This window comes from Mesorhizobium sp. M0227 (assembly GCF_040321855.1).
Classification (GTDB): Bacteria; Pseudomonadota; Alphaproteobacteria; order Rhizobiales; family Rhizobiaceae; genus Mesorhizobium.
In genome coordinates, this window is sequence record NZ_JAMYSJ010000001.1 from 158057 (window position 1) to 180209 (window position 22153).

The following is a 22153-nucleotide window of genomic DNA, read 5'->3' on the forward strand; positions in this document are numbered from 1 at the left end:
ATGAGCGAGAGCAACTCACGCGGCCTCATGCCGGCCGCGTTTCGCAACGCCACCGCCGATGCCCTGTGCATGGTCGCGGTGCTGCTGCTGGTGGCGCTTGCCGCCTTTGTCTTCGGCAGCGCCGCCATGCAACGTGTGGTCACCTATGCAGCGATCATGCTGACGGCGGTGCTTGGCCTGCAGATATTCTCCGGCAACAGCGGCATCGTCTCGTTCGGCCAGGCCGCCTTTGTCGGCCTCGGCGCCTACGCTACGGGCATCCTCACCATGCCGACCGCATTGCAGCGAACGGCGCTGCGCGACCTGCCGCAATTCCTCGCAGGCCATCAACTCTCCTTTGTCGCGGCGCTGGCCGTCGTCCTTGCTCTCGCGGTCATCGTCGGCCTGTTGACCGGCACGCCGCTGCTCAGGCTTTCCGGATCGAGCGCTTCGATCGCAACGCTTGCCATGCTGATCATCGTCTACACGCTGCTGGTCGCCGGACGCGAAATCACCCGCGGCAGCCAGCCATTTTACGGCGTGCCGCGCGAGGTCGGGCTGTGGACGGCTGCCGCTGTCGCTTCGGTGGCGCTGGTGGCGGCGAGGTTGTTTCGCGAAACCTCCTTCGGCCTTGCCACCCGCGCCGCCGCCAATGACGAGCGTGGTGCGGCCGCCGTCGGCGTCGACCAGCGCACGGCGCGTCTGGCCGCCTGGGTGGCGGGCGTCGTCGCCGCCATGGCCGCCGGCGCCATGATGGCGCAATTCCTTGGCGCGTTTTCGCCGCGCGATTTCTATTTCGACCTCGGCTTCACCATGCTCGCCATGCTGATCGTCGGCGGCATGACCTCGTCGCTCGGCGCTTTCGCCGGCGTCATCGTCACCATCGTTTTGGTCGAAGTGGTGCGCCGCTTCGAGGGCGGCGGCGAGGTGCTCGGCCTGCATCTGCCTGTCCTGTTCGGCTTGACCCAGGGCGTGCTGGCCATCGCCATGATCCTGGTCATCTGGCGACGCCCGACCGGTCTGTTCGGCGAGCGTGAGCTCAACCTTTTGCGCCGGCCGGGACGCCAGGCCGTGACGGCTTCGGCGGCACCTCCGCAGCATGTCGAGAGTGACCGGCTCACCGCCGACCATCTGTCGCGCCGCTATGCCGGCGTCGTTGCCGTCGATGACGTCAGTTTGAGCTTCGGGACAGACAGCATCACCGGCATTATCGGTCCCAATGGCGCCGGCAAGACCACGCTGCTCAACATGCTGGCCGGTGATGTCCAGCCAAGCACCGGCACGGTGTCTGTCGGCGGCGCGGTGCGGCAGGCTTCGGCCTTTCGCTTCGCCCGCTCCGGCGTTGCCCGCACCTTCCAGAACATCCGCGTTTTTCCGCACATGACGGTGCTCGAAAATGTCGTTGTCGCAGCACGCCAGGTGGAACCTGATCTCGGCCATGCCGAGGCGGCGGCGATGAGCGAGCTTGCGCGCATGGGGCTGGAGAGATTTGCCGATCAGCCGGCCGCCAGGCTTGCCTATGGCCAGCGCCGCCGGCTCGAAGTGGCACGCGCCCTGGTGTTGAGGCCACGCTTCCTGCTGCTCGACGAGCCGGCCGCCGGCATGAACGCCGTCGAGACCGCCGAACTGGTCTCGATTCTATCGACGGTTCGCGCGGAGCGCCGCATCGGCGTCGTGCTGATCGAACACGACATGCGGCTGGTGATGAATTTGTGCGAGCGCATCGTCGTCATCGATCATGGCCGCGTCATCGCTGACGGCACGCCCGGCGACGTCCAGAAGAACCCCGCCGTGATCGCCGCCTATCTCGGCAGCCGCACGGCGCGTGCCAAGACCGCAACAGCTGAAAACCAGACCGCATGACCTGCAACGACAACCAATCATAAAAATCCAGAAGGAGAACCGACATGCCAAGCCTCTATCGCCTCCATCGCGCCGCCCTGTGCGCTGCCGTGTTCGGCATCGCCGCCATTTCGACGGCCAGCGCCGAGGAGATCATCATCGGTGCCGCGACCGCGCAGACCGGCGGCCTTGCCCCTTACGACCAGCCGGCACTTGCCGGCCTGCGCATGTCGCTCGACGAACTCAACGCCAAGGGCGGGCTCGGCGGCAAATACACCGTCAAGCTTTTGATCAAGGACACGCGCTCCGATACCGCGCAGACCGCCACCGTCGCCCAGGAGCTGATCGACGCCGGCGCCAAGATCATGATCACGCCGTGCGATGCCGATCCCTCGATTTCCGCCGGCCAGCTCACCCAGCCGCTCGGCATTCCGACCCTGACGCTGTGCGGCTCCGCCCCGGTGCTGACCGGCGCGGTCGGCGACGTCATGTTCGGCACCTATCCGGCCGACAATGTGCAGGCGACGGCGGTCGCCGACTTTGCCGTCTCCGAAGGCAAGAAGAAGGTGTTCCTGCTGACCTCGCCGGACTCCACCTACACCGCCAATCTGCCGGAATATTTCGGCAAAGTGTTCGAGAAGAAGGGCGGCGCCATTGTCGGCCGCGGCACCTTCAGCATGGGCCAGCCCGACTTTTCCGCCGAGATCACCAACATCAAGGGCCTGGCCGACAAGCCCGACCTGATCATGACGGCGGCCTACGAGCCGGATTTCCCGGCCTTCATCCAGCAATTGCGCGGCGCCGGCGTCACCATCCCGGTCTATGGCGCCGATGCCATCGGCACCCCGACCATCAAGGCGCTCGGCAAGCTGGTCGACGGCGTCGTCTACACCGCGGCCGGCTATGCCGAGCCGGGCAGCAAGCTAGAGGCCTTCAACGCCGCCTTCACCAAATATGCCGGCCACGCACCGGAATCGACCTATGAGGTCAATGGCTACGAGATCGGCCTGATCCTCGACCAGGCGGTCAAGACGGCCGGCTCCGACGACCCGAAGGCGATCCGCGACGCCATCGCCGGCCTCAAGGATTTCGAAGGCATCACCGGCAAGATCACCTATGCCGGCACCGATCGCATGCCGTTGCGGCCAGTGGCGCTGATGCGCTACGAGGGCGGCGAGGGCAAGCATGTCCAGACACTGATCCCCGACGCTGCCGACGTTCCCGCGCCGTGATGTCATGCTGAGCGTCGAAGCCCTGAAAATCCGGTACGGCGAGGTCGAGGCGGTACGCCGCGTCGACCTCACCGTCGGCAGCGGCGAGATCATCGCGCTGGTCGGCGCCAACGGCGCCGGCAAGAGCTCGACGCTCGGCGCCGTCGCCGGGCTGGTGCCGGCGGCATCCGGCAAGGTGGTCTTCGACGGTGTCGACATCACCGGCCTGGCGCCGGAGGCGATAGCCCGCAAGGGCGTCGCGCTGGTTCCCGAAGGCCGCCGTATCTTCGCCAGCCTGACGGTGGCCGACAATCTGCGTCTCGGCGGCGCGGTGCATCAGCCGGCGGCCGAGGCAAGGCTGCGCGAGGAGGAGATGCTGGAGTTGTTCCCGATCCTGCGCCGCTACCATCGCGTCAAGGGCGGCAATCTGTCGGGCGGCGAACAGCAGATGCTGGCCATCGCCCGCGCGCTGATGGGCAAGCCGCGCATGATCCTGCTCGACGAGCCCTCGCTCGGCCTTGCCCCGCAACTGATCGACACCGTCTTCGACCTGATCGCCGAACTGCGCCGCAAGGGCCTGACCATCCTTCTGGTCGAACAGAATGTGGCGCTGGCGCTCGAAATCGCCGACCGCGCCGTCGTGCTCGCCAATGGCGAAGTGGTGCTGGCCGGCACGGCAAAAGAACTCGCCTCCTCGGACCTCGTCCGCCAGGCCTATTTGGGAGCTTGAGAAGCATGATCGCGCAGCAGATCATCAATGCGGTGAGCCTCGGCGGCGTCTATGCGCTGCTGGCGCTCGGGCTGGCGATCGTCTTTTCCATCGTCGGCCTCATCAACTTCGCCCATGGCGAGCTGATGACGCTGTCGGGCTACGCGCTTCTGGCCTCGCTGGTGCTCGGCTTTCCCTTCCCGGTAGCCGTGCTTGTCGCCGTCTCCTGCGGCGCGCTCGCCGCTGTCGCCATGGAGCGTATCGCCTTCAGGCCGATGCGCGGCGCCAGCGTCACCAGCCTGCTGTTGACCAGCTTTGCCGTCTCCAGCCTGTTGAAGGTCGTATTCCAGAACGGCATTTCGGCGCGGCCGCAAGCTGTCGCCATGCCCGGTTGGATGACCGGCGCCTTCTCCTTCGGCGATTTCACCATCGGCGTCGGTCCCAGCATCTCCATCGTCGTCTCCGCACTGGCGCTGATTGCGCTGGAAGTCTTCCTTCGCCGCTCGGTGACCGGCACGGCGATGCGCGCCGCGGCGGAAGATTTCGACGTCGTGCGCCTGATGGGCATTCCGGCCAGCCGCATCATCGCCACCGCCTTCCTGCTCTCCGGCCTGCTTGCCGGGCTGGCGGCCATGCTGTGGGTGGCGCAGCGTGCCTCAGTCGATCCGCTGATGGGCTTTACGCCGGTGCTGAAGGCCTTCATCGCCGCCGTCGTCGGCGGGCTCGGCAGCTTGCCCGGTGCTGTCGCCGGCGGTTTTCTGCTCGGCATCATCGAGGTTTTGTTGCAGGCGACGCTTCCGGGAGCGATCGCGCCCTACCGCGATGCCATCGTGCTGTCGGGGGTCATCGCGGTACTGCTGGTTCGCCCGCAAGGCCTGATCCCGGCGGTTCGCGCTCAGCGAAGCTGACCTGATGTATACAAAGCCTGAATTTGCGCCGCTGTCGCGCGACGAGGTGTTCGGCCTGATCGAGGCCGCGGCCTTTGCCACGGTGGTGACAGCGGGACCGCAGGGCCTTGCCGTCTCGCATCTTCCCTTCGTGCTCGATCGCGCGCGTGGTGAAAACGGAACGCTGGTCTCGCATCTCGCCAGGGCCAATCCGCACAGCACCTTGATCAGCGGAGGCAGGGAGACGGCCGCCATCTTCCACGGTCCGCATGGTTACATCTCGCCGTCCTGGTATCCGCGCAATCCGGTGCGCGACAGCGCGCCGACCTGGAATTTTGCTGTCGTGCATTGCCATGGGCATCCGGTTCCGCTCGACGATCATGCCACCGCCCGGCATCTCTTGCAGCTTGTCGACGTGCTGGAGAAAGATCGCGAGGATCGCTGGCGCATGCGCGAGCTCGGCCCTGGCGGCATGGAGCGGCGCATACCTGGTATCATAGGGTTTGACCTGCCGATCGATCGGCTCGAGGCCAAGTTCAAGATGGGTCAGGATGAGCGCCTCTACGACACAGGCGGAGCCATCAGGGCGCTGGAGCAAAATGACCCTGCGCTGGCAACGATGATGAAGACGCACAACGCGCATCGCCAGGACTGACCGGCTGCATGCGGCAAGGACAAGAAAAAATGATTCCCAATCTCAACATCGTCCCCTTCGTCAGCGTCGACCACATGATGAAGCTGGTGCTGAAGATCGGCGTCGAGCGCTTCCTCGTCGAACTCTCAGGCTACATCGAGGACGATTTCCGCCGCTGGGAACTGTTCGACAAGACGCCGCGCGTCGCCTCGCACAGCGCCGAAGGCGTCATCGAGCTGATGCCGACCAGCGACGGCGAGGTCTATGGCTTCAAATATGTCAACGGGCACCCCAAGAACATGCGCGAGGGCCGCCAGACGGTGACCGCCTTCGGCATGCTCGCCGATGTCCACAATGGCTACCCCGTATTGCTGTCGGAAATGACCATCCTGACCGCGCTGCGCACGGCGGCGATGTCGGCCCTGGCCGCCAAGTACCTGGCGCCGACTGGCTCCGACTGCATGGCGCTGATCGGCAACGGCGCTCAGGCCGAATTCCAGGCGGTAGCCTTCAAGGCGCTGCTCGGCGTCGACAGGCTGAGGCTTTACGACATCGATCGCAAGGCCACCGAAAAATGCATCCGCAATCTGGCCGGCCTCGGCTTCGACATGGTCGCCTGCGGCACCGCGCAAGAGGCGGTAGAAGGGGCCGACATCATCACCACCGTCACCGCCGACAAGCAGTACGCCACCATCCTCACCGACAACATGGTCGGCTCCGGCGTGCACATCAACGCCGTCGGTGGCGACTGTCCCGGCAAGACCGAACTGCACCGCGATATCCTGCTGCGCTCCGACATCTTCGTCGAATATCCGCCGCAGACCCGCATCGAGGGCGAGATCCAGCAGCTTGCACCAGATCACAAGGTGACCGAGCTGTGGCAGGTGATGTCAGGCGCCGTGCAAGGCCGGCGCGATCCCGGGCAGATCACGCTGTTTGATTCGGTCGGTTTCGCCATCGAGGATTTTTCGGCACTGCGTTACGTCAGGGATCAACTGCGCTCGACCGGCCTCTATCAGGAACTCGACATGCTGGCCGACCCCGACGAGCCGCGCGACCTGTTCGGCATGCTGCTGCGGGCGGCCCAGCAGGGTTGAGACATCGGTCGTTCAGATAGCCGAACCCCACATGGCATCCGGCACCACCACCAGCTTGCCGACGAAATCCTTGGCGATGAAATCCGCTTGCGCATGGTGGAAATCGGAGAGCTTGTAGACGCCGCCGACCAGCGGCCGGATCTTTTTCGCCTCGATGTGCCCGACGATGCGGCGGAAATCCGCGCGCGTGCCTTGGCTCGAGCCATGCAACTGCAATTGCTTCAGGTACATGGTCCTGAGATCGAGCTGCACGACCGGGCCGGCGATTGCGCCAGCCGTGGTGTAGCGGCCCTCGGGCCTGAGAATACGCAGGAGGTCATTGAAGATGGCACCGCCAACGAGGTCGGCGACAACGTCGATCGGCTGGCCTCCGGTCGCCTCGTTCACGGCATGCGGCAGGTCGGCAACGCCACGGGTGATGACAGCCTCTGCGCCGATGTCGCGCACCGCCTGCTCCTTGCCCTTGCCGACGACGGCATAGGGGATGGCGCCGCGCGCCCGTGCCAATTGCACGATGCCGGAGCCGACGCCGCCCGAGGCGCCGGTGACCAGCACGCGCTCGCCGGCCTTGAGCGCGGCGCGCTCCAGCATCTGTTCACCGGTCAGGTAGGCGCAGCAGAAGGTGGCGAGTTCGATATCGCTCATGTCGGTGTCGATGACATGAGCGTTCTCGGCCGGCACGGCCTGATATTCGGCGTAACCACCGTCGCGGCCGTGGCCCATATAGTCGATGTCGGCGAGCGAATCGTCGTCGCGATTGTAGATCGAGAAATCGACCATCACCCGTTCGCCGATACGGTCCGGCGACACTCCTTCGCCGACAGCGGCGACGATACCGACGGTGTCCGTGCCCTGGATGCGCGGGAAAACAAGCGTGTTGCCCTGGCGGCGCCATGTCGACACGGCGGCAGCGTCCTCCTCCGTGCCATAGGCGCCCTGGCGCACCCAGACATCGGTGTTGTTCATCCCGCAAGCGCTGACCTTGACCAGCACTTCACCGGGAGCGGGCGAGGGCACTTTCACGTCGCTGCGGTAGACGAGTTTTTCCGGTCCGCCGTGCCCGGTAAGCAGCACGGCGGCCATGGTGGCGGGGAGGGTCCTGGTCATGGCATTCATAGTCACTCTCAGAGATCGGCAAACACGTTTTTCACCGCATCGGCTGTCTTCGACACGACGATGTCGGCTTCCTCGCGGGTCAGGCAGAGCGGCGGCGCAAAGCCCAGAATGTCGCCCTGCGGCATGGCGCGGCCGATGACGCCGCTTGCGGCAAGCGCCGTCGCCACCTGCGGCCCGATCTTGAGCGAAGCGTCGAAGAACACCCGGTCGTCCTTGTCGGAGACGAACTCCACCGCCGCCAGCATGCCGTCGCCGCGGACGTCGCCGACATTCCTGTGGCCGCCGACCGCCTTGGCCAGTTCGGCGCGGAAATAGGCGCCGGGCTCGCGGGCATTGGTCACAAGATCCATCTCGTCGATCAGTTCGAGATTGGCGACGCCGGCGGCAACGCAGATCGGATGCGCGGAATAGGTCCAGCCATGGCCGAGCGAACCGAGTTTGTCGGAGCCTTCAACCAGCACCTGCCACATCTTGTCCGCGACGATGACGCCCGACAGCGGCGCATAGGCCGAGGTCAGGCCCTTGGCGATGGTGATCAGGTCCGGCTTGATGCCGTAGTGGTCGGAGCCGAACATGGTGCCCAGCCGGCCGAAGCCCGTCACCACTTCGTCGGCGACCAGCAGCACATCGTACTTCTTAAGCACCGCCTGGATCTTTTCCCAATAGAAGGCCGGCGGCGGCACGATGCCGCCGGTGCCCAGGATCGGCTCGCCGATGAAGGCAGCGACCGTTTCCGGGCCCTCAGCCAGGATCATCTCCTCGAGCTTGTCGGCGCAATGCTGCGAAAATTGCTCCTCGCTCATCGAGCGGTCGGCGCGGCGGAAATAATAAGGCGCCTCGGTGTGCAGGATCGGTGCGCGCGGCAGGTCGAAGGCGTTGTGGAACAGGTCGAGCCCGGTCAGCGATCCCGTCATCACGCCCGAGCCGTGATAGCCGCGCCAGCGCGAGATGATCTTCTTCTTCTCCGGCCGGCCGAGCACGTTGTTGTAGTACCAGATCAGTTTGATGTTGGTTTCGTTGGCATCCGAGCCTGAGAGGCCGAAATAGACCCTCGACATGCCTTGCGGCGCGCGGTCGATGATCATCTTGGCGAGCGTGATCGAGGCTTCGGTGCCGTGGCCGACATAGGCGTGGTAGTAGGCGAGGTTCTTCGCCTGGGCGGCGATGGCGTCTGAAATCTTCTGCCGGCCGTAGCCGACATTGACGCAATAGAGGCCGGCGAAGGCGTCGAGGCTCTTCTTGCCATTGTTGTCCCACACAGTGACGCCTTCACCACCGGCCATGATGCGCGTCGGGCTCTCGCCGCGCGCGTGGGTGCCCATATGGGTCGAGGGATGGAACAAGTGGTCGCGATCCCAGGCGGCGAGTTCGTTGGACTGGTCGAGCATTCTTTTGACTCCTGACAAAAGGGTGATTCCGGTGCAGCTTAAGCTACATCGAGGCAGAGATATTTGAGATCGGTGAAAGCCTCGAGTCCGTGGCGCGAGCCTTCGCGGCCGATGCCGGATTGTTTGACGCCGCCGAACGGGATCGGCGCGCCGGTGATCTTGACGCGGTTGATGGCGACCATGCCGTAGTCGAGGGCGCGGCCCATGCGTTGCTGCCGGCCACCATTCTCGGTCACGACATAGGCGACGAGGCCATATTCGGTGGCGTTGGCGCGGGCGATCACTTCGGCCTCGCTGTCGAACGGCGTCACGGCGGCCACCGGACCAAACGTCTCCTCACGCATGATCAGCGCTTGGTCCCTGACATCGGCCAGCAGCGTCGGCTGGTAGAACAGGGGGCCAGCCAGGTGCCGCTTGCCGCCAGTGAGGCAGCGCGCGCCGTGAGCGATGGCATCGGCGACCTGTTCCTCGACCTTCTTGACGGCACGCTCGTGCATCAGCGGGCCGATGTCTGTGCTATCAGCAAGGCCATTGCCGGTCCGCAACGTCTCGATGCGCTTGGCGAAGGCGGCACAGAACCGATCGTAGATCGGACGCTGGACATAGATACGGTTGGCAGCGAGGCAGTCTTGGCCCGACGTGGCGAATTTGGCGTCGACGGCGATATCAACCGCCTTGTCCAGATCGGCATCGGCAAAGACGATCAGCGGCGCGTGGCCGCCTAGCTCCATCACCAGCCTTTTCATGGTCGGCGCACTTTGCGCGGCGATCAGCCTGCCGATCTCGGTCGACCCGGTGAAACTCATGGCTCGGACGCGCGGATCTTCGCACATCCGCCCGACGATGGTCGAAGCCTTGCCGGTGACGATGTTGAAGGCGCCTGCGGGCAGGCCGGCGCGCTCACCGAGTTCGGCCAGAGCCAGCGCCGACAGCGGTGTTTCCGAGGACGGATGCGCAACGATGGTGCAGCCGGCGGCAAGGGCTGCCGCAGCCTTGCGGGTCAGCATCGCCGACGGAAAGTTCCACGGCGTGACGATGCCGACGACACCGAGGGGCTCGCGCCGCACGATCATTTCGGCGTTCGGCAGATGGCTGGTGACGCTCTCGGCGTTCAGGCGTTTTGCTTCCTCGGCATACCATTCGATGAAAGAGGCGGCGTAGTCGATCTCGCCCAGCGATTCCTGCAGCGGCTTGCCCTGTTCCAGCGTCATCAGCAGAGCCAGATCATCCTTGGCGCCGAGGATCAGCTCGAACCATTTGCGCAGGATTTTCGAGCGCTCCTGCGGCAACAGTGCCCGCCACGCCGGGAAGGCGCGCGCGGCCGCATCGATCGCCTTTGTCGTCTGCCGTGCATCTAGCGCGGCGACGAAAGCGACAGTCGTGCCGGTGGCCGGATCGGTGACCTCGAAGCTTTCAGCGGCTTCGCTTGCCGTCCAGTGGCCATCGACATAGGCGAGTTCACGCAGCAGCCGGCGGTCGGTCAGGCGGTCGAGCGCTTCATGGCGATGCGAGCGGGCGAAATGCGCGGACATGGTCGAGACCTCCCGGTTCGGACTGATGCGGGAAGACTATCCGCCCGATGCAGATAGAGAGGCTGTTTGGATGCCTCGAAGGAGAGAGACTCTCTCTTTTGTCCCGCCCCGACAGATGATCTCTCCGCCTTAAGCCGACGCCGGCAGCAGGTCGGCTATGGGCAGCGCGATCTCGTCCTTCACCGTCTTGGTGACGATGTAGGTGAAGTAGCGGTCGATGCCGATTTCCCGTTCGAGCAAGCCATCGACCAGCCGCTGATAGGCGTCGATGTCGCGCGCCATCACCTTCACCACATAGTCGACGCCGCCGCCGACAGACCAGCAGGCGACGATCTCGGGAACATCGCGGATGACGCGCTCGAAGCGGTCGAAATCGGCCTGGCGGTGGTTTGCCAGCGTCACCTCCATCAGGACGGTGGCAACGGGTGCGACGACGCGCATGGCGATCCTGGCGTGATAGCCCGAGACGATGCCGGCCTTCTCCAGCTTGCGCAGCCGCATCCAGCACGGCGTCGGCGACAGGCCGACCTGCTCGGCCAGCGCCAACTTGGTGATGCGTCCGTCGCGCTGGATGGCGTCGAGGATTTTCAGGTCGATCGGGTCGAGTTTCGCGGATGTCATCAGAGCTCACTTTTCGTCCGAGTACCATGACGGCGCATTATTTCGATTGTCAATTGCACTGATTTCGATCTCTAATAAGTCATGACATTGTGGCAACCCGATCCCGCGCTCATCCGGCGCCCGGCCTATCAATCGCTGGCCGACCAGTTCGCGCGCGCCATCCATGACGGGCGCCTCGCCAATGGCGCGCGGCTGCCGACCCATCGACGTCTGGCCGACGACCTCAAGCTTTCTGTGCAGACGGTGAGCCGCGCCTATGAGGAATTGATCCGCCGCGGGCTGATTTCGGGCGAGATCGGCCGCGGCAGCTTCGTCCAGACGCAGCGCCGCGAGCCGGAACCGCCCTATCTGCCGGAGCGGCTCGGCGAAGTCATCGATCTGTCGATCCTGAAGCCGGTCTGCGAGCCGATGCATCTGGAGCGGCTGAAGCAGGCGCTGGGCTGGCTGGCCGAGAACCTGCCGTCGAGTTCGGCACTGTCGTTTCGGCCCAACATGGTGTTTCCGCGCCACCGCGCGGTGGCGGTCGAATGGCTGAAACTGTGCGGTCTCGACACCTCCGCGCAGAACATCAGCCTGACCAACGGCGCCACCGCCGGCATGACGGTAGCGCTGATGAGTGTCGCCCCGCCGGGCTCGACGGTCGCCACCGAGGCGATCGGCCACCATACGCTGGTGCCGTTGGCACGCTATCTCGGCTTCAACCTGGAAGGCCTGCCGATCGACGACAACGGCCTGATCCCGGAAGCGCTGGACGAAGCCTGCCGGCTTTCCGACATCCGCGCGGTCTTCGTGCAGCCCTCGGTGATCAACCCGACGGCGACGTTGATGGATGCGGCGCGGCGCGAGCAGATCGCGGCGGTTGCGCGCAAGCACGACATCGCTATCATCGAGAACGATGTGCTCGGTCCGCTGGTCGAAGACCGGCCGCCGCCGGTTGCCGCGTTCGCGCCGGAGCGCACGCTCTACGTCACCTCCTTCACCAAGATCACCGTGCCCGGGCTGCGCATCGGCTATCTCGTCGCACCCGACCGCTATGTCGCCGCCGTCGCCAACCGGCATCTGGTTTCGAACTGGATGGCGACGCCGCTGGTGGCCGAGATCGCCACAAAATGGGTGACCGACGGGACGGCGATGGAGCTTGTCCACTGGCAGCGCGCGGCTTTGCGGCGCCGGCAGGATATTGCAGCGCAAGTGCTGGCGGGGGTCGGCTATCGCGCCCGGCGAGACGGGCTGCATGTCTGGCTGCAACTGCCGGCCGACCGCGCCGAGGAAAGCTTTGTCGCCCAGGCCCGCCTGCAGGGTGTGGCGATTGCACCCGGCGCGTCCTTCCGTATTTCGGCTGCGCCGTGGCATCCGGCGGTGCGTATCTCGCTGGGTTCGACCACCGAGGGGGAACTGCGCGCCGGCCTCGGCGTTGTCACCAAGCTGCTGCTTGGCGATCCGGAACACCTGCTGCTCGCTATCTAGGCTGGGGTTGCTCGGAAATTGTGCGGAATCAGAAATAATTGTCATGATATTATTTTCTCAATTGACATGATTTGGCGCGTTCCGCATCGTTAAGAGCATAGACCTCTCCAGGACGGGGAACTGCAGTGCCCACGCCCATCATCAAGATCGACGCCATTTCAAAAAGCTTCGGCACTTTCAAAGTGCTGGACGGCCTGTCGATGCAGGTCATGCCTGGCGAAAAGCTGGCACTGATCGGCCCGTCGGGCTCGGGCAAGACGACAATCCTGCGCATCCTGATGACGCTGGAGCGCATCGATGGCGGTCATATCCAGATCGACGGTGAGCAGCTCTATCACATGGAACGCAACGGCCAGTTGCTGCCCGCCGATGAGCGACACCTGACAAGGATGCGCCAGAAGATCGGCATGGTCTTCCAGCTGTTCAACCTGTTTCCGCACAAATGCGTCATGGACAATGTCACGCTGGCGCCGATGCTGACCAAGGGCACGCCGCGTGCGGCCGCCGAAAAGCGGGCGATGGAACTGCTCGAGATGGTCGGCATGGCCGACAAGGCGAAAAGCATGCCGGCACAGCTTTCCGGCGGGCAGAAGCAGCGCGTGGCGATCGCCCGGGCGCTGGCGCTGTCGCCAAAGATCATGCTGTTCGACGAGGTGACGTCGGCGCTCGATCCGGAGCTGGTCGAGGAGGTGATGAACGTCATGCGCAAGCTTGCCGCCGAGACCGACATGACCATGCTGCTGGTCACCCACGAGATGGGCTTTGCCCATGATTTCGCCGACCGGGTGCTGTTCTTCGATCGTGGCAGGATCGTCGAGGAGGGCAAGCCCGACGAGATTTTCCGCAATCCCAAGCAGGAGCGCACGCAAGGCTTCCTGAAGAAGATCATCGCGGCCGGACATCGCGTCTGACCGCAATGCCCAAGGCGACGAAGTCGTCCCGAGGTGGCGAGAGCCGCCTCGTAACAAAGCAAGACAAGAAACAAGGAGTGGGGAACAATGAAAAAACTTGGCATTCTGGCTGGCGTCGCCAGCCTTGCGTTGGCGGCGGTGCTGGCCGCCTCGAACGTGGGTTCGGCCGATGACAGCAAGCTCGAACAGCTCAAGGCGCAAGGTTTCGCCCGCCTCGCCATCGCCAACGAGCCGCCCTATACGGCGGTCGCCGCCGACGGCAAGGTTTCGGGTGCCGCGCCTGATGTGGCCCGCGAGATATTCAAGCGGCTCGGCGTCGCCGACGTCGCCGCTTCGATCTCCGAATATGGCGCCATGATCCCTGGCCTGCAGGCCGGTCGCTTCGATGTCGTCACCGCCGGCCTGTTCATGAAGCCGGAACGCTGCGCCGCCGTCGTCTATTCCGAGCCGGTGCTTTGCGATGCCGAGGCGATGTTGGTGAAGAAGGGCAATCCGAAGGGCTTCAAGAGCTATGAGGATGTCGCCAAGGATACGACTGCGACCATCGGTGCGCCGGGCGGCGGCACTGAGGAGAAGCTCGCCCTCAATGCCGGCGTGCCACGCGATCGCGTCATCGTCGTGCCGGATGGCCAGAGCGGCGTGAAGATGCTTCAGGATGGCCGCATCGACGCTTATTCGCTGCCCGTCCTGTCGATCAATGATCTGGTCAAGAAGGCCAACGATCCGAACCTCGAAGTCATCGCTCCGGTGCAGGGCGCACCGGTCTATTGCGACGGCGCCGCCTTCAAGAAGGGCGACGAGGCACTGCGCGACGCCTTCGACGTAGAACTGGCCAAGATGAAGAAATCAGGCGAGTTCGCCAAGATCATCGAGCCCTACGGCTTCTCGGCGGCGGCCGCGATGTCGACCAGCCGCGACAAGCTCTGCGCGGCGAAGTGAAGTAAGGAAGACCCCTTCATCCGGCCCTTCGGGCCACCTTCTCCCGGCTGGGGAGAAGAGGCTGGCGCCGACGCTGGTGGTCTCCTCTCCCCGCCGGGGAGAGGTCGGCCGAGCGTAGCGGAGGCCGGGTGAGGGGGCTTCGACCAAACGTCCAGGTGGAACAGTACATTAGATGACCCAGTGGTCCGGCTATTTCGGCCTGATATTGCAGGGAGCGCTTGTCACCATCGAGCTGACGCTGATGGGGTCGGTGCTTGCGCTGTTCATGGCCTTTCTTGCCGGAATGGGGCGGCTGTCGCGTTTCTTCGTGCTGCGCGCGCTGGCTACCGCCTACATCGAATTCTTCCGCGGCACCTCGATCTTCGTGCAGTTGTTCTGGGCCTATTTCGTGCTGCCCTTCATCGGCATTTCGCTGACCCCGTTGCAGGCCGGCGTGCTGGCGCTCGGCCTCAATGTCGGCGCCTATGCCGCCGAAGTGGTGCGTGGCGCCATCCAGTCGATCGGCCGCGAACAGTATGAGGCCTGCACAGCGCTCAATCTCGGCCGCTGGCAAGGCATGCGCCACATCATCCTGCCGCAGGCGCTGCTGGTGATGCTGCCGACTTTTGGCAACAATGCCATCGAATTGCTCAAGGCGACCGCCGTGGTGTCGCTGATCTCGCTCACCGACCTGACCTTCCAGGCGCAGGTGGTGCGCGCCCAGACCGGCAACACCCTGGTGCCGTTCACCACCATCCTGATCATCTATTTCGTCCTCGCCCTGCTCATCTCGTGGGGCGTGCGCTCGCTGGAACGACGCATGGCGCGCGGCCTCGATGGGGTGCGTGCCTGATGGCCAATTCCCTTCTGACAAATTGGGCTTGCTGATGGAGTGGGATTGGAACTTCGTCTGGGAAATCATGCCGACGCTGATCCAGGGGGTGAAGATCACCATCCTGGCGACGCTGCTCGGCTCGGTGCTGGCGGCGATCGTCGGGCTTGGCATTGCGCTTGCGCGCCGCTCGCCCAACAAAGCGCTGTCGCGCACGGTCGGCTTCCTCGCAGAGTTCATCCGCGGCACGCCATTGCTGGTGCAGCTCTATTTCATTTTCTACGTGCTGCCCGACATCGGCATCCTGCTGCCGCCGCTGGTCGCCGGTGTCATCGGGCTCGGGCTGCACTACGGCACCTACACGGCGGAAGTTTATCGCGCCGGCATCGACAATGTGCCGCGCGGCCAGTGGGAAGCGGCCAAGGCGTGCAATCTGAGCGCCACGCAGACCTGGACCAACATCATCATTCCGCAGGCTATCCCGCCGATGATACCGGCGCTCGCCAATTACTTCATCGCCATGTTCAAGGAAACGCCGCTGCTGTCGGCAATCACCGTGCTGGAACTGATGAACCAGGCCAAAAGCGTCGCCAACACCTACTATCGCTATATCGAGCCGATCACCCTGGTCGGTGCTTTCTTCCTGGTCATCAGTCTGTTTTCGGTCGTGCTGCTGCGCTGGCTGGAACGCCGCTACGGCAAGATCGAGAGGTAGCCGATGAAACCCTTGCCCGAGATCAAGGTCTACCCGAAACGGTCGGCGCTGGATGCGCGCCCGCTGGAGCGGCGCGTCGGCCTAATTATCCTGGCCTCCGACCATACCAGCGAACCGGATTTCCGCCGCATGGTGGCGGGCGAGCGGGTCGGCGTCTATGTCGCGCGCATTCCCTATGCCAACCCGACGACGCCTGAAAACCTGCGCAAGATGCAGCCGGCGCTGACGGCGGGCGCGGCCCTGATCCTGCCGGACGAGAAGCTCGATGCCATCTGCTATTCCTGCACTTCGGCCTCGGTGGTGATCGGCGATGCCGAGATCGAGGCGGCGATCCAGGTCGCAAAGCCCGGCGTGCCGGTGGTCACACCGCCGATGGCGGGCGTGCGCGGGCTGCGTGCTCTGGGCGCAAACAAGATCAGCATTCTCACTCCCTACACGGTCGAGACATCCAGGCCGATGGCCGCCTATTTCGCCGCGCGCGGCTTCGAGATCGTCAGCTTCACCTGCCTCGGCTTCGAGGACGACCGCGAGATGGCACGCATCGCACCGGCAACGCTTGTCGACCTGGCGCGTGAAGCGACCGACGCCAGCGCCGATGCGCTGTTCGTGTCGTGCACGGCGCTGCGTAGCGCCCTCGCGGTCACCGGCATGGAAAATTCTATTGGACGTCCCGTGGTGACCAGCAACCAGGCGACCGCCTGGAACTGCCTGAGATTGTGCGGGGATGAGGCGCCGCATCCTGAGTTCGGGCGGCTGATGACGTTGCCCTTGGTTCAGTAAGATTATGTCCAGTGTGAGCGAGCACCCCCCTCTGGCCTGCCGGCTATCTCCCCCTCAAGGGGGGAGATTGGCAGTTCATGCGTCACCGCTCTTCCTGCAACATCGACAATTGGCGAAGGTGTTGCAGCCGCTAATCTCCCCCCTTGAGGGGGAGATGGCCGGCAGGCCAGAGGGGGGCGTTTCGTGATGCCCGCCGTCATTCTCACCGACATCCGTACCGCCCGTGAGCGTATCGCTGGTAAAGTCGAGCGCACGCCAACCGTCTTGTCCCACAGCCTCTCGGAACAGTTCGGCGTCCCCGTTCACCTCAAGCTCGAGCATCGCCAGACCACCGGCAGCTTCAAGCTGCGTGGCGCCTCGAACGCCGTCGCCTCGTTGAACGCCGAACAGAAGGCGCGGGGCGTGGTCGCGGCCTCGACCGGCAATCACGGCCGCGCGCTGGCGCATGCGGCGAAGCTTGAGGGCATGCGCGCCGTAATCTGCATGTCGCGCCTGGTGCCCGGCAACAAGCTCGACGAGATCCGCCGGCTTGGCGCGGAAGTCCGCATCGTCGGCGACAGCCAGGACGATGCCCAGCAGGAGGTCGATCGGCTGGTGGCGCAAGAGGGGCTGGTTATGCTGCCGCCCTTCGACCATCCCGACATTATCGCCGGGCAAGGCACGCTCGGGCTTGAGATGATCGAGCAGGTCCCGGATGCCGCCCTCGTTCTGGCCCAGATCTCCGGCGGTGGGCTCGCATCAGGGGTTGCTACAGCCATCAAAGGCGTCAGCCCCCGGACAAAAGTCGTCGGTGTCTCGATGGCGCGTGGCGCGGCGATGAAGGCCAGCCTCGATGCGGGCCAGCCGGTGCTGGTGGAAGAATTGCCGACGCTGGCGGATTCGCTCGGTGGTGGCATCGGCCTCGACAACCGGCTGACCTTCGCCATGTGCCGCGACCTGCTCGACGATGTCGTCCTGCTCAGCGAAGACGAGATCGCCGCCGGCATCCGCCACGCCTATGCGCAGGAGCGCGAGATCGTCGAGGGCGCCGGCGCGGTCGGCATCGCCGCACTGCTCGCCGGCAAGATTACGGCGAACGGGCCGGTGGTTGTGCTTCTTTCTGGCCGAAACATTGATATGGAGCTGCATCGGAAAATCGTCTGCGGTGACACTTCGATAAATGCGGGTCGCGCCGGATGAAACGTCTTTCACGCCGAGTTTCTTCACACCCCCCTCTGTCCTGCCGGACATCTCCCCCGCAAGGGGGGAGATCGGCAGCTTCGATGCTGCCGCTTTTCTTGCGGCGTCTGAGATTGGCGAAGGCAAAGATGAAGTCCAATCTCCCCCCTTGCGGGGGAGATGTCCGGCAGGACAGAGGGGGGTGTGACAGAACGCTGTCCTTTGCAGAGCTTGCCACTCCGGAGCGCGCCGCATGAGCCGGATGACCATCCTTACCGAGAAAGAGTTGCGGGCGATCGTGACACTCGATCTCGATGCCGTCGCCTGCATTGAAAACGCTTTCCGCGCGCTCGCTACCCTGCCGGTGGCGATGCCGCCGATCCTGCGGCTCGACATTCCCGAGTACCACGGCGAGGTCGACGTGAAGACAGCCTATGTGCCGGGCATTGACGGCTTCGCCATCAAGATCAGCCCCGGCTTCTTCGACAATCCGAAGCTCGGCCTGCCCAGCGTCAACGGCATGATGGTGCTGCTTTCGGCCAAGACCGGCCTAGTCGAGGCGCTGTTGCTCGACAATGGCTATCTCACCGACGTCCGCACGGCTGCCGCCGGCGCCGTCGCCGCCAAACATCTGTCGCGGCAGGACTCGTCCGTTGCCGCGATCTTCGGCGCCGGCGTCCAGGCCGGATTGCAATTGGAATCCCTCATGCTGGTGCGGCCGATTGCCGAGGCGCGCATCTGGGCGCGCGATGCGGCAAAGGCCGAGGCGACCGCCGGAGCCCTGCGCGAAAAGATCGGCATCGTCGTGCGCGCTGAATCCGACGCGGCAAACGCGGTCGCCGGCGCCGACATCATCGTCACCACCACGCCTTCGACCGAGCCGCTGATCAAGGCGGGATTCGTTTCCGCCGGCCAGCACATCACCGCGATGGGTTCCGACGCCGAGCATAAGAACGAGATCGCGCCGGCAATCCTGCGCATGGCCGATCTCTATGTCGCCGACAGTGCCCGCCAGACAAGGCGGTTGGGTGAGCTGCACCATGCCATCGCGGCGGGCGTGATGGCCGCCGAGGAAGAGGTGACCGAACTCGGCCAGATCATCGCCGGCGAAAAACATGGCCGGCGCTCGGCCAGCGACATCACCATCGCCGACCTCACCGGCACTGGCGTCCAGGACACGGCGATCGCCACGCTCGCTCGAGATCGCGCGAGGGTGGCCAACTCCGGAACGATTTTCGAAAGCTGATGCTGGCCAAAGCGTGATCCGGAAAAGTGGGAACAGGTTTTCTCGGACAAACAGTTTCCGTTTTGTCCAGAGATCACTCTCAAACAAGAACGACGAGTTGGATTCAAAGCTGATACCGGCCGCAAGGCCCAACAAACGAGGACCAAGAACAATGCAACCGAACCTGAAGTTCTCGCGCGGCGAATTTGCGGATCGTCTCGCCAAAACGCGCAAAGCCATGGAGGTGAAGGGCGTCGATCTTCTTGTTATCAGCGATCCTTCCAATATGGCCTGGTTGACCGGCTATGATGGCTGGTCGTTCTATGTGCACCAGGCGGTTATCGTGCCGCCTTCGGGCGAGCCGGTCTGGTACGGCCGCGGCCAGGACGCCAACGGCGCCAAGCGCACCGCCTATCTCGCGCACGACAACATCGTCGGCTATGCCGACCACTATGTGCAGTCGACCGAGCGCCACCCGATGGATTTTTTGGCGAGCGTGCTTGCGGATCGCGGCTGGGGCAAGCTGACAGTCGGCGTCGAAATGGACAATTACTGGTTCTCGGCGGCCGCCTTCGCGTCGCTGCAGAAGCATTTGCCCAATGCCCGCTTTGTCGATGCCACCGCGCTGGTCAACTGGCAGCGTGCGGTGAAGAGCCCGACCGAGATCGACTATATGCGCAAGGCGGCCCGCATCGTCGAAGCGATGCACCAGCGCATCTTCGACAAGATCGAGGTCGGCATGCGCAAATGCGATCTCGTTGCCGAAATCTATGATGCCGGCACGCGCGGCGTCGACGGTATCGGCGGTGATTATCCGGCGATCGTGCCGCTGCTGCCGTCGGGTGCCGATGCCTCGGCGCCGCATCTGACCTGGGATGACAGACCGATGAAGCGGGGCGAGGGCACCTTCTTCGAGATTGCCGGCTGCTACAATCGCTATCACTGCCCGCTGTCGCGCACCGTCTTCCTCGGCAAGCCGACGCAGGAATTCCTCGATGCCGAGAAGGCGACGCTGGAAGGCATGGAAGCGGGGCTGGCCGCGGCGAAACCCGGCAACGCCTGCGAGGACATTGCCAACGCCTTCTTCGGTGTCCTCAAGCGATACGGCATCATCAAGGACAACCGCACCGGCTATTCGATCGGACTGTCCTATCCGCCGGACTGGGGCGAGCGCACGATGAGCCTGCGTCCCGGCGACCGCACCGAACTCAAGCCCGGCATGACCTTCCATTTCATGACCGGCCTGTGGCTGGAAACGATGGGACTGGAAATCACCGAGTCCATCCTGATCACCGAAACCGGTGTAGAGTGCCTGGCCAATGTGCCGCGTAAGCTGGCGGTGAAGGATTGAGCCCGATGTCCAGCACCCGCCCGTCGCCGATCGCGCCGACCGTCGATTTCGACCGCGACGGCATCCAGCACGGTTTCCTGCGCTTGCCCTACAGCCGCGACGATTCCGCGTGGGGCTCGGTGATGATCCCGATCTGCGTCATCCGCAACGGCAACGGGCCGGCAGCGCTGCTGACCGGGGGCAACCATGGCGATGAGTATGAGGGACCGCTGGCCCTTTACGATCTCGCCCGCACGCTCGACCCGAAAGATGTCAGCGGCACGGTGATCATCGTGCCGGCAATGAACTATCCGGCCTTCCGTGCCGGCAAGCGCACCTCGCCGATCGACAAGGGCAACATGAACCGCAGCTTTCCCGGCCGGCCGGACGGAACGGTGACCGAAAAGATCGCCGACTATTTCCAGCGTGAGCTGCTCCCCCGCGCCGACATCGTGTTCGACTTCCATTCCGGCGGCAAGACGCTGGACTTCGTGCCGTTCTGCGCCGCGCACACCTTGCCCGACAAGGCGCTGGAACAGAAAGCCTTCGACGCGGTCGCAGCCTTCGCCGCCCCGTTCTCGATGCGCATGATCGAAATCGACGCCATCGGCATGTATGACACGGCAGCCGAGGAGATGGGCAAGGTCTTCGTCAGCACCGAGCTTGGCGGCGGCGGCACGTCGCGCGCGCAAACCGTGCGGATCGCGCGGCACGGCATTCTCAACGTGCTGCGCCACGCCGGCATTGTCGCCGGTGCGGTGGAGAAGACCTCAACCCAGTGGTTGGATATGCCATCGGGCGATTGTTTCTCCTTCGCCGAAGATGACGGCATGATCGAAACCATGGTCGATCTCGGTGAACCCGTCGAAAAGGGCGCGGTGCTGGCGCGCATCCATTCCACCGGCCGCACCGGCATCGCCCCGCAGGAGATCCAGGCAAAAATGTCGGGCATGCTGGCGGCGCGGCATTTCCCCGGGCTGGTCAAGGCCGGCGACTGCGCGGCGGTGGTGGCTGTGCCCGTCTGAGCGATTCCGCCGAGGCTTGCTCCACCCCGTTCGCGTCCATCGTCACTTGCTCTTGGTCCGTTGCGGAGCCTTCGGCGCGGCGGAAAGAAGCAGCATGGCGAGCGGAGTCGACATTGCAGGAGGATGTCACTATATAGCGGCGGCTTCGACCCGCGCGCTCGAGGGCCACACCTCGAAGCAACTGTGAATGTGTAGTATGTTGCGCCATCTATTGTGACGGAAATCGGCTCGGAAACCGGAAAAAAGGAAATAGAAACAGTGGCGCAGCGCTGGGCGTGACCTAGCCAACGGTACCGACTCCTCCAGAATCAGAAAATGCTCTTGACCCCTCGATTTCCTATGGCTCTGTGGACCTTGGACGGCATTGGCTTGCCGGCCGACCGCGACTCGGCTGGAATGGGGACATGCATCCTTTGCGGGATGTCGACGTTTATGATTACCAACCGGCTTTGCCGCCAGGGAACAGCAGTATGAGTGAACACGCCATCGAATTCTTGCGGGGATGGATCGGCGAAAAGGTCCATTGCCAGTCCTCCCAGGCAAGGATCGACAAGCAGGCCGAAACCCTGGCCAAGGAGTGCGCCGCCGAGGCGGCCGAGGTCGGCATCCCGCTGGAGGACATCCAGGAAGAAGTCGGCGATATCCAGGAACTTATCGCATCCCGGCTTGAGGAAGCCGCCGAGGCCGAGGAAAGCCAGCAGCCCCCCGGAAAAGCCGCGGAATGATCGCATAGCGGCGACGTTGTTCCAGCGCGGGCTTCTGGCCCGCGTTTTTGT

General features: G+C 64.2%; 21 protein-coding genes. 17 read left to right on the forward strand and 4 right to left on the reverse strand.

The annotated features are described in order from the left end of the window. The 6 genes from NKJ00_RS00675 to ocd are packed head-to-tail and all read left to right on the forward strand — an operon-like array spanning position 1 to position 6359. A complete protein-coding gene (locus NKJ00_RS00675; RefSeq protein WP_245486042.1) occupies positions 1 to 1842 on the forward strand; it encodes a branched-chain amino acid ABC transporter ATP-binding protein/permease in 1842 nt (613 codons plus the stop codon). A gap of 44 nt (positions 1843 to 1886) precedes the next feature. Beyond that, entirely contained in the window at positions 1887 to 3053 is a 1167-nt protein-coding gene (locus NKJ00_RS00680; RefSeq protein WP_023809059.1) for an ABC transporter substrate-binding protein, read from the forward strand. A 4-nt stretch (positions 3054 to 3057) separates the two neighbouring features. Continuing rightward, positions 3058 to 3762: an ABC transporter ATP-binding protein gene (locus tag NKJ00_RS00685; RefSeq protein WP_023809058.1), complete on the forward strand. Its 705-nt coding sequence runs from the start codon at positions 3058 to 3060 to the stop codon at positions 3760 to 3762. A 5-nt stretch (positions 3763 to 3767) separates the two neighbouring features. Continuing rightward, on the forward strand, positions 3768 to 4649 hold the full coding sequence (locus NKJ00_RS00690; RefSeq protein ID WP_027035600.1) for a branched-chain amino acid ABC transporter permease: 882 nt from the start codon (positions 3768 to 3770) through the stop codon (positions 4647 to 4649). Positions 4650 to 4653: 4 nt separating this feature from the next. After that, the gene (locus tag NKJ00_RS00695) at positions 4654 to 5283 is read left to right on the forward strand and encodes an FMN-binding negative transcriptional regulator (RefSeq protein WP_352610021.1); all 630 of its coding nucleotides are present in this window, start codon (positions 4654 to 4656) and stop codon (positions 5281 to 5283) included. Positions 5284 to 5312: 29 nt separating this feature from the next. Then, entirely contained in the window at positions 5313 to 6359 is a 1047-nt protein-coding gene (gene ocd / locus NKJ00_RS00700; RefSeq protein ID WP_352610024.1) for an ornithine cyclodeaminase, read from the forward strand. Positions 6360 to 6371: 12 nt separating this feature from the next. On the opposite strand, the gene NKJ00_RS00705 is transcribed toward ocd, so the two are convergent. The 4 genes from NKJ00_RS00705 to NKJ00_RS00720 form a co-directional block, all read right to left on the reverse strand. Beyond that, entirely contained in the window at positions 6372 to 7475 is a 1104-nt protein-coding gene (locus NKJ00_RS00705) for an alcohol dehydrogenase family protein (RefSeq protein WP_023809054.1), read from the reverse strand. An 8-nt stretch (positions 7476 to 7483) separates the two neighbouring features. Then, positions 7484 to 8863 carry an aspartate aminotransferase family protein gene (locus NKJ00_RS00710; protein ID WP_352628359.1) on the reverse strand — a complete coding sequence of 460 codons (1380 nt, stop codon included), beginning with the start codon at positions 8861 to 8863 and terminating at the stop codon, positions 7484 to 7486. 38 nt (positions 8864 to 8901) lie between these two features. Continuing rightward, positions 8902 to 10395, reverse strand: coding sequence for an NAD-dependent succinate-semialdehyde dehydrogenase (locus NKJ00_RS00715; RefSeq protein WP_128302587.1), 1494 nt, complete (start codon positions 10393 to 10395; stop codon positions 8902 to 8904). A gap of 129 nt (positions 10396 to 10524) precedes the next feature. Continuing rightward, on the reverse strand, positions 10525 to 11016 hold the full coding sequence (locus tag NKJ00_RS00720; protein WP_023809051.1) for an Lrp/AsnC family transcriptional regulator: 492 nt from the start codon (positions 11014 to 11016) through the stop codon (positions 10525 to 10527). An 81-nt stretch (positions 11017 to 11097) separates the two neighbouring features. On the opposite strand from NKJ00_RS00720, the gene ehuR reads away from it, so the two are divergent. The 11 genes from ehuR to NKJ00_RS00775 all read left to right on the forward strand — a co-directional run bounded on the left by ehuR (position 11098) and on the right by NKJ00_RS00775 (position 22102). Beyond that, positions 11098 to 12483, forward strand: coding sequence for a MocR-like ectoine utilization transcription factor EhuR (gene ehuR / locus NKJ00_RS00725; RefSeq protein ID WP_352610030.1), 1386 nt, complete (start codon positions 11098 to 11100; stop codon positions 12481 to 12483). A gap of 125 nt (positions 12484 to 12608) precedes the next feature. After that, positions 12609 to 13394 (forward strand): ectoine/hydroxyectoine ABC transporter ATP-binding protein EhuA, encoded by a 786-nt coding sequence (gene ehuA / locus NKJ00_RS00730; protein WP_023809049.1) that lies wholly within the window; start codon positions 12609 to 12611, stop codon positions 13392 to 13394. An 87-nt stretch (positions 13395 to 13481) separates the two neighbouring features. Then, entirely contained in the window at positions 13482 to 14333 is an 852-nt protein-coding gene (gene ehuB / locus NKJ00_RS00735; RefSeq protein ID WP_023809048.1) for an ectoine/hydroxyectoine ABC transporter substrate-binding protein EhuB, read from the forward strand. Between the two features lie 172 nt (positions 14334 to 14505). Further along, complete coding sequence (ehuC, locus tag NKJ00_RS00740; protein WP_023809047.1) at positions 14506 to 15165, forward strand: ectoine/hydroxyectoine ABC transporter permease subunit EhuC; 660 nt, start codon at positions 14506 to 14508, stop codon at positions 15163 to 15165. A gap of 34 nt (positions 15166 to 15199) precedes the next feature. Next, positions 15200 to 15859 carry an ectoine/hydroxyectoine ABC transporter permease subunit EhuD gene (ehuD, locus tag NKJ00_RS00745; RefSeq protein ID WP_352440712.1) on the forward strand — a complete coding sequence of 220 codons (660 nt, stop codon included), beginning with the start codon at positions 15200 to 15202 and terminating at the stop codon, positions 15857 to 15859. A gap of 3 nt (positions 15860 to 15862) precedes the next feature. Continuing rightward, positions 15863 to 16639 carry an ectoine utilization protein EutA gene (gene eutA / locus NKJ00_RS00750; RefSeq protein WP_352628361.1) on the forward strand — a complete coding sequence of 259 codons (777 nt, stop codon included), beginning with the start codon at positions 15863 to 15865 and terminating at the stop codon, positions 16637 to 16639. A gap of 186 nt (positions 16640 to 16825) precedes the next feature. After that, positions 16826 to 17818: a hydroxyectoine utilization dehydratase EutB gene (gene eutB / locus NKJ00_RS00755; protein WP_352628363.1), complete on the forward strand. Its 993-nt coding sequence runs from the start codon at positions 16826 to 16828 to the stop codon at positions 17816 to 17818. Between the two features lie 232 nt (positions 17819 to 18050). Next, positions 18051 to 19043 carry an ectoine utilization protein EutC gene (eutC, locus tag NKJ00_RS00760; protein WP_352440709.1) on the forward strand — a complete coding sequence of 331 codons (993 nt, stop codon included), beginning with the start codon at positions 18051 to 18053 and terminating at the stop codon, positions 19041 to 19043. Positions 19044 to 19194: 151 nt separating this feature from the next. Beyond that, complete coding sequence (gene doeA, locus NKJ00_RS00765; protein ID WP_023809042.1) at positions 19195 to 20373, forward strand: ectoine hydrolase DoeA; 1179 nt, start codon at positions 19195 to 19197, stop codon at positions 20371 to 20373. A gap of 5 nt (positions 20374 to 20378) precedes the next feature. Continuing rightward, positions 20379 to 21377, forward strand: a complete 999-nt coding sequence (doeB, locus tag NKJ00_RS00770; protein WP_023809041.1) for a N(2)-acetyl-L-2,4-diaminobutanoate deacetylase DoeB — start codon at positions 20379 to 20381, stop codon at positions 21375 to 21377. A gap of 404 nt (positions 21378 to 21781) precedes the next feature. Next, positions 21782 to 22102, forward strand: a complete 321-nt coding sequence (locus NKJ00_RS00775; RefSeq protein WP_245273059.1) for a hypothetical protein — start codon at positions 21782 to 21784, stop codon at positions 22100 to 22102. Positions 22103 to 22153 lie beyond the last annotated feature (51 nt).

What these genes read in the sequence shown, in the direction of transcription:
- NKJ00_RS00675 (WP_245486042.1), top strand. Translation starts at nt 1, where the DNA reads ATGAGCGAGAGCAACTCACGCGGCCTCATGCCGGCCGCGTTTCGCAAC.
- NKJ00_RS00680 (WP_023809059.1), top strand. Translation starts at nt 1,887, where the DNA reads ATGCCAAGCCTCTATCGCCTCCATCGCGCCGCCCTGTGCGCTGCCGTG.
- NKJ00_RS00685 (WP_023809058.1), top strand. Translation starts at nt 3,058, where the DNA reads ATGCTGAGCGTCGAAGCCCTGAAAATCCGGTACGGCGAGGTCGAGGCG.
- NKJ00_RS00690 (WP_027035600.1), top strand. Translation starts at nt 3,768, where the DNA reads ATGATCGCGCAGCAGATCATCAATGCGGTGAGCCTCGGCGGCGTCTAT.
- NKJ00_RS00695 (WP_352610021.1), top strand. Translation starts at nt 4,654, where the DNA reads ATGTATACAAAGCCTGAATTTGCGCCGCTGTCGCGCGACGAGGTGTTC.
- ocd (WP_352610024.1), top strand. Translation starts at nt 5,313, where the DNA reads ATGATTCCCAATCTCAACATCGTCCCCTTCGTCAGCGTCGACCACATG.
- NKJ00_RS00705 (WP_023809054.1), bottom strand. Translation starts at nt 7,475, where the DNA reads ATGAATGCCATGACCAGGACCCTCCCCGCCACCATGGCCGCCGTGCTG.
- NKJ00_RS00710 (WP_352628359.1), bottom strand. Translation starts at nt 8,863, where the DNA reads ATGCTCGACCAGTCCAACGAACTCGCCGCCTGGGATCGCGACCACTTG.
- NKJ00_RS00715 (WP_128302587.1), bottom strand. Translation starts at nt 10,395, where the DNA reads ATGTCCGCGCATTTCGCCCGCTCGCATCGCCATGAAGCGCTCGACCGC.
- NKJ00_RS00720 (WP_023809051.1), bottom strand. Translation starts at nt 11,016, where the DNA reads ATGACATCCGCGAAACTCGACCCGATCGACCTGAAAATCCTCGACGCC.
- ehuR (WP_352610030.1), top strand. Translation starts at nt 11,098, where the DNA reads ATGACATTGTGGCAACCCGATCCCGCGCTCATCCGGCGCCCGGCCTAT.
- ehuB (WP_023809048.1), top strand. Translation starts at nt 13,482, where the DNA reads ATGAAAAAACTTGGCATTCTGGCTGGCGTCGCCAGCCTTGCGTTGGCG.
- ehuC (WP_023809047.1), top strand. Translation starts at nt 14,506, where the DNA reads ATGACCCAGTGGTCCGGCTATTTCGGCCTGATATTGCAGGGAGCGCTT.
- ehuD (WP_352440712.1), top strand. Translation starts at nt 15,200, where the DNA reads ATGGAGTGGGATTGGAACTTCGTCTGGGAAATCATGCCGACGCTGATC.
- eutA (WP_352628361.1), top strand. Translation starts at nt 15,863, where the DNA reads ATGAAACCCTTGCCCGAGATCAAGGTCTACCCGAAACGGTCGGCGCTG.
- eutB (WP_352628363.1), top strand. Translation starts at nt 16,826, where the DNA reads ATGCCCGCCGTCATTCTCACCGACATCCGTACCGCCCGTGAGCGTATC.
- eutC (WP_352440709.1), top strand. Translation starts at nt 18,051, where the DNA reads ATGAGCCGGATGACCATCCTTACCGAGAAAGAGTTGCGGGCGATCGTG.
- doeA (WP_023809042.1), top strand. Translation starts at nt 19,195, where the DNA reads ATGCAACCGAACCTGAAGTTCTCGCGCGGCGAATTTGCGGATCGTCTC.
- doeB (WP_023809041.1), top strand. Translation starts at nt 20,379, where the DNA reads ATGTCCAGCACCCGCCCGTCGCCGATCGCGCCGACCGTCGATTTCGAC.
- NKJ00_RS00775 (WP_245273059.1), top strand. Translation starts at nt 21,782, where the DNA reads ATGCATCCTTTGCGGGATGTCGACGTTTATGATTACCAACCGGCTTTG.